Source organism: Novosphingobium kalidii (genome assembly GCF_040534015.1).
GTDB classification, from domain to species: Bacteria; Pseudomonadota; Alphaproteobacteria; order Sphingomonadales; family Sphingomonadaceae; genus Novosphingobium; species Novosphingobium kalidii.
In genome coordinates this window covers 543,415-558,560 of record NZ_JBEWLY010000008.1, presented here as the reverse complement: position 1 = coordinate 558,560, position 15,146 = coordinate 543,415, and the positions used below count along the sequence as shown (strand labels likewise).

Sequence of the window (15,146 nt, the reverse complement as noted above, 5' to 3'; positions counted from 1 at the left end):
CGGTCTTCCCCTTGAACGAAACGGCCCATTCCAAAGCCTCCCGCAAATGCGGGAAAACTCTAGCACAGCCTCGCGTTTTTACACAGCCTCGACCAACTTACGCCATTCAACGCCAGTGGCGCGAACGGCCCCATATCTCAAGATCCCGCCCTTCGCCTGACACCGACCAGATGGGCAGCAACGCGCCGCAAAGCAGAAAGCCGCTGCGCGGCATTGATGTTTGTGATGGAATAGCGCGCCTGAATGGGGGTTTGGCGGGAGCGGGATAGCAGAGGACGATGGGGCTCCTTCATTTTTGTCATAGCCAATCCACTGACCGAGCGACCTGTTTGCCCGCTGCGTCGGAGTGCGCTTGTCTCGCTTACTCAGCTGGCTTACCTCTTCCTGCATCGTCAAGCGGAGCGACAGTTGATAGCCGCGGCCTCGTCCTTGTCACCTCGGGATCTTCGCGCGCTCGAGATCCTCAACGACCGCTATCGCTCGTCGCTGCTGCGGCACTTCGGCCGCCGCCATTGCGTGCCCTCGGACCTCGAAGACATGGTTCAGGAAGTCTTCGTCCGCCTGATCCGGCGGGGCGATGTGGCCGATCTGGAAAACTTGCAGGCCTACGTATTCGAGACGGCGAGCAGCGTGCTGACGGACCGCCTGAGGCGGTCGCGTGTCCGACATGAAACAGCGCACGTAGCGTTCGATCCTGAAAGGCATGGTGATGCGGATTTTTCACCCGAGGACGTTCTTCTGGGAAAGGAGCGGCTTGCGCGAGCGACCGCGGCGCTGCTGGAGCTTCCCGAGCGTACACGCGTTGTCTTTGTGCTCCGGCGCCTAGAAGGCATGCGGTTTCAGGATATTGCCGCACGTCTGGAAATTTCAGTCAGCGCGGTAGAGAAGCATATGCAGCGGGCGATCACCCACATGACGCGCAGGCGAGATCGAGAGTGATCGGAGCTCCTGCCACTCGTTTCCCGAGGGGGCTGAGTCCCGACGAGGCCGCAGCCTTCTGGCTTGTGCAGATGGACGCGGGTCGGCTCGAGGGTCGCCTCGCAGCCGAGTTCGAGCAGTGGCTCGGCATTGCTCCGCGCCACGGCGAAGCTTTCAAGCGTGCTCGCGAGACCTGGAACCTGTTCGAGGGCGTCGGTGACGAGCCAAGTGTCGCGGCTATCCGCCACGGCGCGCTAGCCGCTGAACCCGAACATCGCAGTTCGGGTTGGAAATTCGTCGGCGCTGGCGCTGCTGCGACGATCCTCGGCCTCATGGCGCTCGCCACCGCAATACTGCCGGCGTGGCGGGAGAGGCTACCGGTCTTCGTCCCCGCCGTTCGGTACGAGCGGAGCGATTTTGCCACTGCAAGAGGTGAACTGCGAGAAATTGAACTTGTCGACGGAAGCCGTATCACTCTCAACACCGACAGTGCCGTCCGCGTGGCGTATTCCGCTGACCGCCGGCTCATCGCCATGCTACGCGGGCAGGCTCTGTTTGAGGTTGCGAAGAACCGGAGGTGGCCATTTGTGGTCGAGGCTGGTGGCCGCCAGATCACTGCGTTGGGAACAGTGTTCGACGTCAGGCTCGAGCCGGACCGGGTGCAGGTCATCTTGGCGGAAGGCAAGGTACTCGTCGACAGCCTCAAGGAGCACCAGGAAGCAGGCACGGCGGTCGCGCCGGTTTTGCTGACGCCTGGCGAGGAGTTGATCGCTCGCAAGGGACGCGCAGCTGTGACGACGAAGATCGATGTGGAACGGCAGTTGCGTTGGCGGGAAGGATTCGCTGAGTTCGAGGAGGTGCCTCTCGCAACCGCGGTTGAAGAGATGAACCGCTACTCGACCACTCCGCTCGTAGTGGACCGAGAGGCGGGTGAGCTTAAAGTCAGCGGCATCTTTCGAACTGGCTCGCCGCACCGCTTCGCAGCCATCGTGGCAGAGCTGCTACCGGTACGGGTGCGCTCGCTTCCGGAAGGCAGCATTCAGATTGTCAGGGGAGCACCCGCAGGCAAGTAAACCGTCACATCGCCGCCGAACACCAATATTCGTAGTGCGGGTTTTTGACGGGACTGCGTTCTGGAAGGTGAGTGACTGACGGGAAGCCAGCACCGACAAAACAGGAGAGGGAACAAGATGGCCAGACAGGCATCACGTCGCATCGACATCAAGGCAAGTCTGCTTCTGGGTGTCACCACAGCGGTAGCATGGGCAGGCACCGGCTCGATCGCAGCAGCGCAGGCGGCTCCGGCCGCTGTTGACGTACCCGCGCAGCCGCTCGCGACATCGCTGATGCAGATCGGCCGTCAGACTCGCGCCGAAATTGTCTATGCCGCTGCCGATGTGCGGGGCCGCCGCGCTACAGCCGTGCACGGCGCCTACTCCACCGAGCAGGCACTGCGACTGGCGTTGCGCGGCACAGGCCTTGTTGCCCGACGGACTGCGCAAGGCGCGTTCCTGGTACAGGCAGAACAACCGCAACCCACGCCATCTGCACCCACAAACCAGACGGTGGGCGCGGCGCAGGATCACGGCATTCCCGAGATCGTCGTCACGGCTCGCAAGCGCAACGAGCGCGCCATCGATGTGCCTGTCGCTATCGCAGCTCTTTCCGGAGAAGATCTTGGCCGCTACGCCACCAGTTCGCTGACCGCGATCAGCGAGCGAGTTCCGCAGCTCGTGATCGGCGAGTCCACCAATCAGACGGGCGGCTCGATCAGTCTTCGGGGCATCGGCGCCGGCATCGCCAATCCCTCTACAGAGCAGGCCGTTACGCTGAACCTCGACAACATCCCGATCAGCTACGGCAATGCCGTACGCCTGGGTCAGTTCGACCTGCAGCGCGTCGAAGTCCTGAAAGGCCCCCAAGCCTTGTTCTACGGCAAGAACAGCCCTGGCGGCATCATCTCGCTAGTCTCTGCCGATCCCGGAGACCAGTTCGAGGCGCGTTTGCGCACCGGCTACGAATTCGCCGCGGATCAGCGCTTTGTCGAAGGTATCGTCTCCGGCCCTTTGACTGATCGTGTTGGCGCGCGCGTGGTTGCCTTCTACTCGAAGGAGGATGGCTGGTTCCGCAACCTGGCGGTACCAGTCTCCGGTCGCACGCCGGGTGCGGCCGCGAGCAGCAACAACTCCGAAGACCTGTTCTTGCGCGGCACCCTGACCTTTCGCTCGCCCGACGATAGCTTTCGTGTAAAGGCCAAGGTCAATTACGGCCAGCGTGATCGCGACGGCATCGGTCCTGCTGCTGCCGGCCAACCGGTCTACTGCCCCAATGGGGTCCCGCAGATTGGGCTGGGCGTCACCACCGACTGCAAACTCGACCGATACTTCATAGACGCCGCGCTACCGCCCAGCGTCGCGGCGCTGCATCCCTCATTTCAAGATGGCACGCCATTCACCAAGTCGCGGCAGTTCTTGGCATCGGTGTCGAGCGACTTGGACGTGTCTGACACACTCGCGCTCAGCATGGTGACCGGTTATTACCGGCTGCAGGAGGAATCTCTGGATTCTTTCACCTCCGTGAACAATCCCGCAACGGGCGCGTCTAATGACTTGGTCGCGTCAGCCTTCAGCCAGGAACTCCGCCTTGCCTCCAATTTCGACGGCCCGATCAACTTTCTGGCCGGCGCCTTTTACCAGGACGCAAGCTTCACAGTCGACCAGGCGTTCTACGTCTTCACAACTGCGCCCGCGCTGATCGCTGCCACAGCTTACGATCAGGATACGCAGGCGGTGTCCGTCTTCGGCCAAGTGCGGGTGGACCTCAGCGAACAGCTCGAACTCGCCGCCGGCGCGCGGCAATCATGGGAGCGAAAGGCGCTGACGGGTACCGTCAACCTCACGCCGTTCACGATACTCAATCCGCGGCGTAGCTTCGATGACTTTTCGCCAGAGGTGACGCTAAGCTACAAGCCGTTGCGTGACCTCACCGTCTACGCAGCTTACCGTGAGGGGTTCACCTCGGGCGGGTTCAACACGCTCCCGACGCAGCTGCGCTCCCCCGCGTTCCCCACGCTTGCCGCCCGCAACCTGTCGTTTGACCAGATGACAGCCCGCGGCGGGGAAGTCGGAGTCAAGGGCTACATCGCGGATCGCCAGATCAGCTTCGACCTTATCGGCTATCAGTTCAAATATCGGGGCCTCCAGCTTTCCCGATGGGACGAGCGTGCGTTCACACAAACGGTTCAGAACGCCGGGGCCGCGCGTGTGCGAGGCGTCGAACTCAGCGCTACCGCGCGGCCCGATGTGGCGCCGGGGCTCGAGCTGCGTGGCAGCGTGAACTACAACGATGCGCGCTACACGCGTTTCATCGGGGGTTGCTACGCCGGCCAATCAGTAAGTGAAGGCTGCAATCTCAATCCGCGCAATCCACTCGCCGATCCCTCCACGTTCGGTACGGCGGCAACTCCGTACAATGGACAGGATCAGTCTGGTCAGCGCCTCGCGCGCGCACCCGAATGGGCCCTCAGCGGCGGCTTCACGTACGATCGAGAGTTTTCCGACAATCTAGGCGGGGTCCTTTCCTTCGATGCGCTTTACAGCAGCGCATACCCCTACCAGACGGAGGCCAATCCGCGCGCCGTGCAATCCGCCTACTGGCTGCTCAATGGCAGCATCGGGATCTACGGTGGTTTGAATCGGAGTTGGGAGCTCAGCCTGATCGGGCGCAACCTCACCAACAGGCTTTATACCGCAACCGGAGGAACACTGGCTTTCACCGGCACCGGGACTGGCACAACCTCGACCACAAGCGCCGACCTGCTGGGCGTACCTGGGTCCCCCCGTTCCGTGCTGTTGCAGCTCACCGTGCGCAATTCCTTGTTCGGGGGAAGGTGAGCAGTGCCGCCAACGGAGTACTCCTACCCTCTCGAGTATTCCCGGACGGCGAGGCTCGGATTGTCGATCAAAGCGGAGCAACTGGAGGGTAAACTTGCGACATCCTCCTGGGGCGCGGGTGATGTGGCGCCATTCGCTGAAGGGCCACGGTGGCAAACTGACCGGGAGAAACTAACTTGAAGCTTGGGCTAATCTACCCTCATACGGAGCTCGCGGGTGATCCAGCCGCAGTGCGGCAGATCGCGCGGGCGGCTGAGGAACTCGGATACGACTACCTGCTCAGCTACGATCATGTATTAGGTGCCAGTCACGATCGTGAGCCGAAGCTACGGGGCCCCTACACCGAGCACCACCCCTTCCATGACCCGTTCGTCATGTTTTCGCACGTTGCAGCGATCACTACTCGGCTTGAACTTGTCACAGGGGTCATGATCCTGCCGCAGCGGCAGACCGCGCTGGTTGCGCGCCAGGCTGCTGATGTGGATCTGCTGTCGGGTGGGCGCTTGACGCTTGGCGTGGGAACAGGGTGGAACTACGTAGAGTACGATGTGCTCGGTGAAGACTTCAAGAGTCGCGGCAGGCGCCTGGACGAGCAGATAGCATTTTTGCGAGCCCTCTGGCGTGACCCGCTATTGAGCTTCGAAGGAACCTTCGACAACGCCGACAGGGTGGCTCTCAATCCTCGACCTGCTCGCCCGATACCGATTCTGCTGGGTGGGTTCGCTGAAGTGGCGTTGCGGCGAGCAGCAAAAGTGGGCGACGGCTTCATCTTTGCCGATGGAGCAGCGGACGCCCTTGCGCAGTTCGCCCGACTGCGGGAGTTGCTTGCGGACTTCGGCCGGAACGACGAGCCCTTCGAAGCGCGGTGCAACATGCTACGCGATAAGTCACCCGCTGATGTTGCCGCCCGCGCATGTCGATGGGCCGAGGCGGGGGGCACGCATGCCGCCGTGAACACGACGGGTATGGGCTTACAATCGACCGAACAGCACATCCACTATGCTGCGGAAGTTATGAAAGCGATCACAGTCGGAGCGCGAGTTTAGAATATCACCGCCGTCCGCTTCACGATCAATCACGTGGGTCGGTATGACTGCTATGCCGGGGGGAGCCCCTCAGCGGGTGCGCTGCCCTTCAATGTCAGCTTCATGCCTGCGCTCGATCGGAATCTGGCAGGCACGACGTGGCCAACCTTTGTCGTTCCTGAGTTTATATCCGACGCCTTGCGAATGGCCGGTTCATCCAACATCCGTCGTTCACGGTGGGTCGTCAGAACGACCGCTTTGTCCCAAGCCTCGTCATTTGGACGCTTGCTCTTGGAGATGAACGAACGGCGGGTTTCTGGTATCGCAATCAGGACGCTGAACGACGTGGATTGGGTGGAAAGCGGTCGTTACGCCATACCCGCTAAAAGCTCTGCAACTACATCCTTAAGGGCTTCCGACCGCCAATGATTGATGCGCAATTCTTGATCGCGCGAGAGATAAGTTTCAAAGTGATTGGGATAGATCTCGACCTGAACTTCGTCCCATTCGCGTCCCGCTAGCCAATCAAGGCATATCGCATTTGTGAACGGATTGAGTGAGATGTCTTCGTGATCGATGCCGTCGAGGGCAGACCCCTCTACCGCTGACAGTAAGGCAACAGCGTTGGCACGCTGCCGAGCATCTTTCGTCAATTCTTCAATTCGGCGTATCAGCAATTCCGCAGGCATGACGGTATCTTAGCGCGATCCCTTTTGGCAGCAATTGGGGGTCGTCACATAGAACGGACCCAGATATACGTTAAGCTATGGAGCGAGAGGCGGATGATCGCCTGAGGAGCCGATGGCTGCTAATCGCCATGTTCCATGCCTCTACCGTACGATTACCGCGAAACGTCTCACCCCCGCGATGACCGGTCCGCGGCAGAGGCCGTTTGGAGGTTCTTCGCCGATCGCGAATGCACACATCGCGTTCTGCCCGATGGGCGCTGCGACATCATTCTGCGCTTCCGATCAGACGGCATGAGGCCGTCGGGTATGATCACGCCGATGGTGACGGGGCCTGCAACCCGCTTTCACATGGCTCCGATAGCGGCAGGCACCAGCTATGTCGGCGTGCGGCTACGCCCTGGAACTGCGCGCGGAGTGCTGGGAATGGATCTCGGGATGATTGCCAATCGGAGTCTTGTCGGCGATGCGGCGCTAACGGCAGTACCCGAGCTTGGGACTTTGTGTGCTCCCGCCGAAAACGTCGATGAGCTCGCCGACCGGCTTTTGGCCTTCGTCGCCGAGCGCGTGAGCGGGCTCATGGTCGATGCTTTGTCCGAAGACCTGATCGACACGCTGCATGTGACGGGTGGGCGTCTGCCCATTGCCGATATCGCCAATCTTCACACAGTCGATGTCAGGACGGTGCGACGTCGGATATCTTGTGCCACGGGCCTGACGCCAAAGCAGATGGCAATGGTCGTTCAGTTCCATCGTGCACTGCGTCTGCGCTTTCATCACGGGCTCGATGTTGCATCGACGGCAATTGAGGCTGGCTACGCCGACCAGGCCCATATGTCGCGGGTGTTCCGGCTAATGGGCGGTGTCAGCCCCGCACGGTTGCCCGATCTGGTGCTTGCAGGATTTTCGATCTGACCTGTCCGATTTCTTCAAGACGGATTCGTGCCACAGCTCTAGCCGGAAGCTTATGAAACTCGGATACACCATCATCTATGTCGCCGACGTGCCTGCGACCGTTGGCTTTTACGAGCGTGCTTTCGGCCTTGGCTGCCGCTTCGTGCACGAAAGCAACCTCTATGCCGAGATGGAGACGGGCGAGACGGTGTTGGCCTTTGCTGGCGAGCCGATGGCGGAAATGAACGGCCTCGCGATCCGCCCGAACCGTAACACTGAGATAGCGGCAGGATTTGAAATCGCGTTTGTTACCGATGATCCGCGCACGGCCTATGCAACGGCGGTCGCCGCTGGCGCAGCTGCGATCAAGCCCCCTGCTGAGAAGCCTTGGGGACAAGTAGTTGGCTATGTCCGTGATCCCAATGGCTGTCTAATCGAAATCTGTTCAGCGGTCGGTGGCTGAAAACGGATGGCGACCCAAGAACGCACGGTCGAGTTTATCATCGGGCAGTTGGCAGGCGTCAGCGGCATTTTGGCTGGAAAGATGTTTGGCGAGTATGGAATCTGGTGCGATGGCAAGATCGTTGCCCTGATTTGCGACGACCAGTTGTTCGTAAAGCCCACCGCGCCTGGCCGTGAACTGGCTGGTGGTGTGGCTGAGGTGTCGCCCTATCCTGGCGCGAAGCCAAGTCTATTGATCGATCCGGATCGCTGGGATGATGCTGACTGGCTTGTGGCCCTAATCCGGGCGACCGCCGATGCGTTGCCTGCTCCAAAACCCAAGCGCAGCAAACCCAAGACGGCATGACCCCCGAGTTGGTGTTGCCTGCCTTCCGGGCATGACGATAATCAGGTGTTTGTCGGCAGCCAGCTAGGGCAGCTAACGGGCACCCGCGCAGTCCGCGGCTACGACCGGGTTTGGGCGCCTCCTGCCATTCCCGAGAACGGTGGAGGAGTGTAGACGTAAACGCTGACTGGCAGTTGCGGCTAGCGGCAAATGGCACCCGGCGTCCTCCAGCTCTGACCAGCAATCGAATTCCCCGGAAAGCACTACGGCAAGACCCCGGCGCGCACTCTTTACTCCTGCTGAGAGCAGCGGCTGCTCCGCGACCCCGCTGTAGCGCGCACAGGATAGATCGGCAGCGTTGCCGGCCTGTCTCAGGATCTATGCCAGCTTGTTTAGACTGGCCTGGCCTGATCCTTCGATAGGTCGGCAATTCCACATTATTGATCGCGCTGCTGTCGGGCTAGTTTTCGCTGTTTATCGTTCACCTGACTATCACACGCACACGATCAAGGTTCGGAATCTGGCGATAGGGATTGCCGGATTCTCCTTCTCGCTGCGCCGTGGCGCGAAGGGCGACGTACACTGTTCCAGGCTTGTCGAAGCGGTGGGTCGCCGAGACTGTGGCTTGGCGCGCCTTCGCAGGCAGCTTGGTGGCTTCGGAAAAGCTACCGTCGCCAGTGAAGTCCCACTTCGCCGACGTGACATAACCTGCGCCGGGTGGAACGGCGATGCTCCCGTTGAAGGTGACGGTCTGACCTGCCTTGACCTCGATCGACTTGCCGCCGTCAACCGTCAGCGCAACGACGGGCTGGATGCCTTTGCGCTCTGCAGCATCAGCGGGAACGCGGACTTGCCCGTCCTCGATCGAGTAGACTGTCGATGCAGGAGGAGCGATCCCCTTCTCAGCCCAAAGCGCCACATCGCGGAGCGCTTCCTGCAGCACCGGCACATACGAGACGATGCGGTTGGCCGCCTCAACCGTTGGCTCGTCGCCATGCAGCGCATGATCTGTGTACCAAAGCCGGAAGCTATCGGTCGCGCCGGAACCGAGGTTCTTCTGCACTTGCTTGCGGTACCAGTCGGCCTGCCAAGGCATCGCCTCGCGATCGAGCAGCGATGCCGCCACGATCATCTTGCCTTCGAACTTGCCAGTTTGAAGCGATCCCGACGTGGACTTCACGAAAATAGGCCCAAGCAGCATCGGGCGCTGTGGATAGATCGGGGTGCCATCGGCGCTGCGGAACTGATCCCATACCTTGAATTCGGGGCCAGGCACCTGGTGGCGGTGATAGCTTTCCATCGCCAGGAAGTTGGAGTTGTCGACTGTCACCTCGTCGCCAGGCTGGATCTGCTTGGCCAGGCGCTGGTCGGCGACGCCGAGCATGACGACATCACCCTTCAGCGTGCTGAGCATCAGGCGCTTGCCCGCAGCCGAGCCGCTGCCGACATTCAGATCACCGCCCAGAAAGTAGACCGATGGCGGCGTGCTCGCCAGACGGTACCCGACCACGTTCTCGGCCTCTGCGGGTGGGCCCTTGTAAGCGTTGTCCACGCCGCCACGGTTCTCCTGCGCGAAGGGATCGGTGCTGAGGCCCAGGCGCGCCGCTTCGCGAGCGGTGATAACCTCCGCCACCTTCGCTTTGTGCTGGATGCGATCTTTGGTGAAATACTCCGGGTGATCGTGGCCGAGATACCCCGGCTTGGTCCAGAAATCCGTGAAGTAGGTCGGATCGGCTCCGGCTACGCCGCCGTAAAGCGCCGCGAAACCGTGCAGGCCCATTGTTTTGTGCCCGAACCAGGCCTTCATCGGAAAGCCCATCCGATCGGCCTCGCGCAGAACGGACGCCTCATAAGGCGTCAGCCCGGCATACGGATCGCCGCTGCCGCCCGGTTCCACCGCGTCTACGATGCCCGAAAACTTGTCGCGCAAGACCCGCAGCGCCTGCATGCGCACCGTAAACATGTTGGGGATCGCCATCGTCGATCCGATGACATAGGGGACCGCGCCGTCCCAAACGCCGGTCGTGTTCTCCAGCGAGCCGATCGTGCGATAACCGCCGCCGCTGCCGCCGTAGGCATAGCCGAAGGGGCGCTTGCCGCCGTATATTTGCGATGCGATTTTGCGCGAATAAGCTGCTGCTGCTGCATTGGCGCGGTAAGCGGTGATCGTAGGATCCTTGAGCACGTTGGCGCCCCTGGTCAGATCGATTTGCCCGCCGCCGTTGGTCTCGATGAAATAGGCGCCGCTCTCGAAGGCGGAACCGATCTTGTTGAACTCGCCCGGTTTGGCCTTCTGCGCCAGGTTCTCACTGTCGGGCACCGGGGTGATGTGCTGAAAGAAGCGGCCTTGATATTGCGCTTTGGGGGGGAAGTAGAACGAGAATCGCGTATCCGTTCCCTTGAAGCCGCCATGCACGTAGCGGTGTCTGACGGGGGCGTCGCGCCATTCGTCTACGTCGATGTAGGGTTGCGCGAACGTGGGGTCACTATCGGGCGAGTACAGCGTGTTCTTGCTGACCGGCCCCACTTTCGGGGATGGCGGCTCGGCGGCAATCAAGGGCGTCGAGAACCCGGTCGCCAGCGCAATGACGAGCGCGAGAGGTCTATAGGTGCGATGTTCGCTTGGTGAACGGCGATGGCTGTAGATCATAAGGTTTCCCCAGTTGGGAGCTTGAAACAGATGCTTGAAGAATTCGGTGTTCATCAGAATTGCTTGCTGACTCCAAGAATGAACAGGCGCCCCAGTGTAAAGCCGTTCGCATAGCCGTTCTCATTCGGATTGTTGCGGCGCAGGATCGGTGGCTCTTCGTTGAGCACGTTGCGCACGTTCAGCGAGAAGCTGAGGTTGCTCAGCAAAGCACTTTTGCCGGGGATGTCGTACTTCACGAACAGGTCGACCGTGTTGAACGCGCCCACGCGGTCCTGCACCGGAATCGACGCGGTCGGCTCGATGTCATAGCCGCCGGTGTGGTTCCATGTCGCCTGAAGTCGGGTGCGGCCTATCGTCATCCCGCCGATGGTTTGCAGCCGCAGCTTGGGGTTCTCGGTACGTAGTACGTCGACCACCGGTGCGTCTGCGCTCGCCTGCTCCTTGCGCTTGAGCTGGTAATTGCCATTTGCGCCGAGATCGACGCTGCCGAAGCCAGTCTCGTGACGATAGCTCAGCGCGAAATCTAAGCCGCTGACTTTCAGCGAGCCGAAGTTCGCCGTGCGGAAGTCAACCACCTCGTACACCCGCGTGCCCGCGGCTATGAGCGGCTCCACCACAGCGGCTCCATTGGGCGCCAGCGCCGCGAAAGCGCGAAGCTGGGCAGGCGAGAGGCCGGTAATGTTGGTGGTGATATTGTTCGGGAAGTTGGTGAAAATTGTCGCATTGGGCGATGGCGTTGCGAGCAGATCCTTGAACTTCACATTGTAGTAGCTGACACTGGCATGCAAGCCGGGAATGGCTGGCGGATCGGCATCGAAGCCAACGGACCATGTGTCGGCTTTCTGCGGCTGCAAGTCTGGCTGCGAGCCCTGCAGGGCGAGCGTGAAGCTGCCGGGCGTCGGAGTTTCGCCGGGGCGCCGGAAGGCTACGAAGTTGAATGAATTGATTTGGTTCTGCAGTGATCCGAGCTGATCGAGCGGCGTAGGCGCGGTGAACGACGTACCCCAGTTTCCGCGGAAAGACAGCCAATCGAGTGGCTTCAACGTAGCGCCGAACTTGGGATTGAAGGTATCGCCAAAGTCGCTGTAGCTGTCGTATCGTCCGGATGCGGAAACAATGAAGCTGCGCACGATGCCGCCCGCATTGTCGGCGCCCACCAGCGGCACCTGCACTTCGCCGAAGACTGAGTGCACGTTGCGGTTGTAGATGCTGAACGGGAAAGTGCCCAAGGTGTCGCGACGAATGTCGGTCTGATACCGTTGCTGGAACTCGTCTCGCATGAATTCATAGCCGAGGGCCATGCGGACCTCTCCACCCGGCAGCGTTGTCAGCCGCCCCTCCGCGATCGCGCGCAAGTCGATCAACGTGTCACGCGCTTGCCCGGCAATCTCGTTGTCGAGAAGGTCTGCGATCAGCGCAGGATTGGTAGAAGCGATATCGTACGGATTGATCGCAGTCGCAGGATCGTCTGATCGTCCGGCCGCGTTGAGGCGCGGCGTGCTGGCACCGGGGGATTGGAAAGCGGTATTGCTGCCACTGAAGTTGCCCAGTGCGCGCACCTGCCAATCGTCGTTCAGCTCCTTCTTCAGTTCCGCGTTGAAGCCCCACACTTCGGTAAGCGTTCGCGCATGCCGCGTATCGCGGCCGACCGCCGGACCGAAGCTGAAGCTCACCGCCTGGCGTTGCGCGATCGCGCCACCGCTGGGGGCGGGATTCACTCCGGCAGGCAGAACATAGAAGGGATTGGTCGCGGCCATGTTCACCACGCCGCGGAAGGTGTCGGACGATTTTGTGGTACGCCGGCTGTAGAAGGCGCGGATATCGACCGTGGTGGTATCGTCGAGGTTTTGAAACAGGCCGGCGAAGGCGCCATGCCGCTCCGCCGCCGGAACTATCGTGCTGTCGCGGACCGTGTCACAAGCATTGAAGGTGTTGCGCGTGAAACCCGGAGCCGCATAGTTCACCGAGGACAGCGTGGCATTCGCAGGCACGAAAACGGTGTTAATAGACAGGTTCGGAGCGTCGCATTCACGGCCAAGCGGCACATACGGCTCAGCAGCATAGCTGACCCCACGTATGAAGTCCCGGTCGCGGCCGAACAGGGCGTCGCTCTTCGTGAACGTGTAAGAGATGTAGGCGGAGCCAGTGCCCCAGTCCTTGCCGGTGGTAACGCTCGCGTCGGTCTGCCAGTAGTCGTCGGCGATGCCGTAGCGCGCATCGACCTTGAGCCCGTCGAAACGCCTGCGCGTGATGAAGTTGATGACGCCTGCGACCGCATCCGCGCCATACGTTGCCGAGCCACCTTCCGTAGCCACTTCCACCCGCTCGATCGCGCCCGTCGGGATCGCCTCGGGATCGACCGAGGCCTGCCGGACGCCCGATGATGCAATGCGGTGCCCATCCACCAGGATCAGTGTGCCGGAACTGGCTGCATTCGGGGGGGAAATATTGCGGATATTTGGCCGCGCGATCTGGATCTGGTTTACCGCAATGCCCAGGTCAGCAGTCGGAACGTCATTGAAATAGTTCGAGACCTGCGGGATCGTCGCGAGCAGCTCGTTTGCCGTGGTCGCGCCGGTGGTGGCAATCGCCTGGGCGCCGAGCGCGATGACGTTCGAGCCGACCGGGGTCGCGCCACGCAGAAGCGTTCCGGTAACGACGATCTCGCTATCGACGGGTGACTCCGAAGAGATATTGGCAGAGCTGCCAACGGTGCGCTGTTCGAGAACTTGGGTCTGCGCGTCGCGTCCATCTTCTACGCTCACCTGAGCGGCTGCTGGGCTGCAATTGGCAGCGATGGCAAGCGAAATGGCAATGCTGCCCGCGCCGGCTCCGGAGCGCAGACCAGCCCGAGGCGATACGATCCTACGCATAAGTACTCCCCCTTTTTTGCGCGAGTCTTATGCTCGGCGTGCGCAGGAGAGTTGCTTGGTCCCGCGCATGCGTCAATATGTTTCATGCAATGAACAAAATCACTGACACAGCCGCGACGGGACAGAGGCCGCACGCCGCAAGAACGACGCTCGCGGTCCTTAAAGCGCTGCGTCGTGATAAGCGGATTTCGCGCAAGGACTTGCCCGGCCTTACCGGCTTGTCGGCCGGCACGATCACTGCGGTTACCTCAGATCTGGTCGCACGTGGTTTGATCGTCGAGCAAAGAGCCGCAGGAACCGGCAAGGGGCGACCACGAACTTATCTCGAGATCGATGCAGCCGGACCGGTCGTGGTCGGAGCCAGGCTGTCCGAACGGGGCGAGCTGCAAACCGCTTTTGTGGATTTGACCGGGCGCGAGCTTTTCACGGCGCGAACGCCGATCCCTGTTTTCCCGACGCTGGCGCAGTTTGCCCAGCGAATATGCGACGAATTGGATCGCGCTATCGTGACCAGCACGATCGTGCCGCGGACGATTGCTCATGTGGGGCTCGCAGTGCCCGCTCTCGTCGACGATCGGACCGGCGTGGTGCACCAGATGCTGACGGTCGCTTCCGATCCGGTGCCTCTGGCCGATATGCTTGCGGAGCGGCTGAATTTGCCAGTCACCGTAGAAAACAACGCCAATTGCCTGGTGCGGGGAGAACACTGGTTCGGCTGTGCGCAGGAGCACGACGACTTTACCCTGTTCCGCGTCGGGTATGTACTCAGCTCAGCCCGCTATGCCGGCGGCATGCCACGCACTGGAGCGCACGGGTTCACACCCGAAATTGGCCACGCGAAGACCGCATACGGATCTGAGGCCAAGCCCTGTTTCTGCGGCGCTTTGGGCTGCGTGAGCGCTTACTGTTCGATCGCGGGACTAGTGATGCATCCCGAGGAATGGCACGCGAGCAGGCTTCCTCCACTGGAGGTTGTGGACGAGCGGTTCGCACGGCTTTTAGACGATGCCGAACAGGGCCACCCCGAAGCGCTCGACGCATTAAAAACTGCCGGCGAGCATCTTGGCAGGATTGTGGCTGACCATGTCAACGCCGCCGACCCCGGGTCAATCATTATCCTGGTGCCGGACGAACGTTATCGCAAGCTCACCATGGCGACCTTTCAAGACAATTTGGACGCGCTCGCACTTCCCGCTTTCCTGCGCAACACACGTGTAAGTTTCGCCACCACAAGCAAGGATTGGCAGTGGAAGGGCATGGCAGCCTTAGCGCTCGAGAAGGCCTATCTTGGACCAGCCCGCAAGCCAGAACCCGTCTGAACCCAAAGCGTCACCTCCCGGTGCGGGAGCACGCACTATCCTCGCCGGTGACGAGCGCCTGGTTGCGATCCTATTGAGCAGCACGCGATGCGCCGCAGCAG

The 15,146-nt window shown here is 61.2% G+C and carries 11 protein-coding genes; 8 read left to right on the top strand and 3 right to left on the bottom strand.

The window, feature by feature from the left end; genetic code table 11:
* The first annotated feature begins 429 nt into the window (after nucleotides 1-429).
* The 4 genes from ABVV53_RS05790 (at nucleotide 430) to ABVV53_RS05775 (ending at nucleotide 5,857) form a co-directional block, all read left to right on the top strand.
* Nucleotides 430-939 (top strand): RNA polymerase sigma factor, encoded by a 510-nt coding sequence (locus ABVV53_RS05790; protein ID WP_353983420.1) that lies wholly within the window; start codon nucleotides 430-432, stop codon nucleotides 937-939.
* Complete coding sequence (locus tag ABVV53_RS05785) at nucleotides 936-1,991, top strand: FecR family protein (RefSeq protein ID WP_353983419.1); 1,056 nt, start codon at nucleotides 936-938, stop codon at nucleotides 1,989-1,991. Before ABVV53_RS05790 ends, ABVV53_RS05785 begins: the two co-directional genes overlap by 4 nt.
* Nucleotides 1,992-2,108: 117 nt before the next feature.
* Complete coding sequence (locus ABVV53_RS05780) at nucleotides 2,109-4,811, top strand: TonB-dependent receptor (RefSeq protein ID WP_353983418.1); 2,703 nt, start codon at nucleotides 2,109-2,111, stop codon at nucleotides 4,809-4,811.
* Between the two features lie 176 nt (nucleotides 4,812-4,987).
* Nucleotides 4,988-5,857 carry an LLM class F420-dependent oxidoreductase gene (locus ABVV53_RS05775; protein ID WP_353983417.1) on the top strand — a complete coding sequence of 290 codons (870 nt, stop codon included), beginning with the start codon at nucleotides 4,988-4,990 and terminating at the stop codon, nucleotides 5,855-5,857.
* Between the two features lie 347 nt (nucleotides 5,858-6,204).
* Here ABVV53_RS05775 and ABVV53_RS05770 read toward each other — a convergent pair whose 3' ends face one another.
* Complete coding sequence (locus ABVV53_RS05770; RefSeq protein ID WP_353983416.1) at nucleotides 6,205-6,525, bottom strand: hypothetical protein; 321 nt, start codon at nucleotides 6,523-6,525, stop codon at nucleotides 6,205-6,207.
* 135 nt (nucleotides 6,526-6,660) lie between these two features.
* On the opposite strand from ABVV53_RS05770, the gene ABVV53_RS05765 reads away from it, so the two are divergent.
* The 3 genes from ABVV53_RS05765 to ABVV53_RS05755 are packed head-to-tail and all read left to right on the top strand — an operon-like array spanning nucleotide 6,661 to nucleotide 8,224.
* Nucleotides 6,661-7,437, top strand: a complete 777-nt coding sequence (locus ABVV53_RS05765; RefSeq protein ID WP_353983415.1) for a helix-turn-helix domain-containing protein — start codon at nucleotides 6,661-6,663, stop codon at nucleotides 7,435-7,437.
* 52 nt (nucleotides 7,438-7,489) lie between these two features.
* Nucleotides 7,490-7,879: a VOC family protein gene (locus tag ABVV53_RS05760; RefSeq protein WP_353983414.1), complete on the top strand. Its 390-nt coding sequence runs from the start codon at nucleotides 7,490-7,492 to the stop codon at nucleotides 7,877-7,879.
* Between the two features lie 6 nt (nucleotides 7,880-7,885).
* Nucleotides 7,886-8,224: a TfoX/Sxy family protein gene (locus ABVV53_RS05755; protein WP_353983413.1), complete on the top strand. Its 339-nt coding sequence runs from the start codon at nucleotides 7,886-7,888 to the stop codon at nucleotides 8,222-8,224.
* 460 nt (nucleotides 8,225-8,684) lie between these two features.
* Here the strand turns inward: ABVV53_RS05755 and ABVV53_RS05750 are convergent, their stop codons facing one another.
* A complete protein-coding gene (locus ABVV53_RS05750) occupies nucleotides 8,685-10,907 on the bottom strand; it encodes a PKD domain-containing protein (protein ID WP_353983412.1) in 2,223 nt (740 codons plus the stop codon).
* The gene (locus tag ABVV53_RS05745; RefSeq protein ID WP_353983411.1) at nucleotides 10,907-13,726 is read right to left on the bottom strand and encodes a TonB-dependent receptor domain-containing protein; all 2,820 of its coding nucleotides are present in this window, start codon (nucleotides 13,724-13,726) and stop codon (nucleotides 10,907-10,909) included. The genes ABVV53_RS05750 and ABVV53_RS05745 overlap by 1 nt, the downstream gene beginning before the upstream one ends.
* An 89-nt stretch (nucleotides 13,727-13,815) precedes the next feature.
* On the opposite strand from ABVV53_RS05745, the gene ABVV53_RS05740 reads away from it, so the two are divergent.
* Nucleotides 13,816-15,045: an ROK family transcriptional regulator gene (locus tag ABVV53_RS05740; RefSeq protein WP_353983410.1), complete on the top strand. Its 1,230-nt coding sequence runs from the start codon at nucleotides 13,816-13,818 to the stop codon at nucleotides 15,043-15,045.
* Nucleotides 15,046-15,146 lie beyond the last annotated feature (101 nt).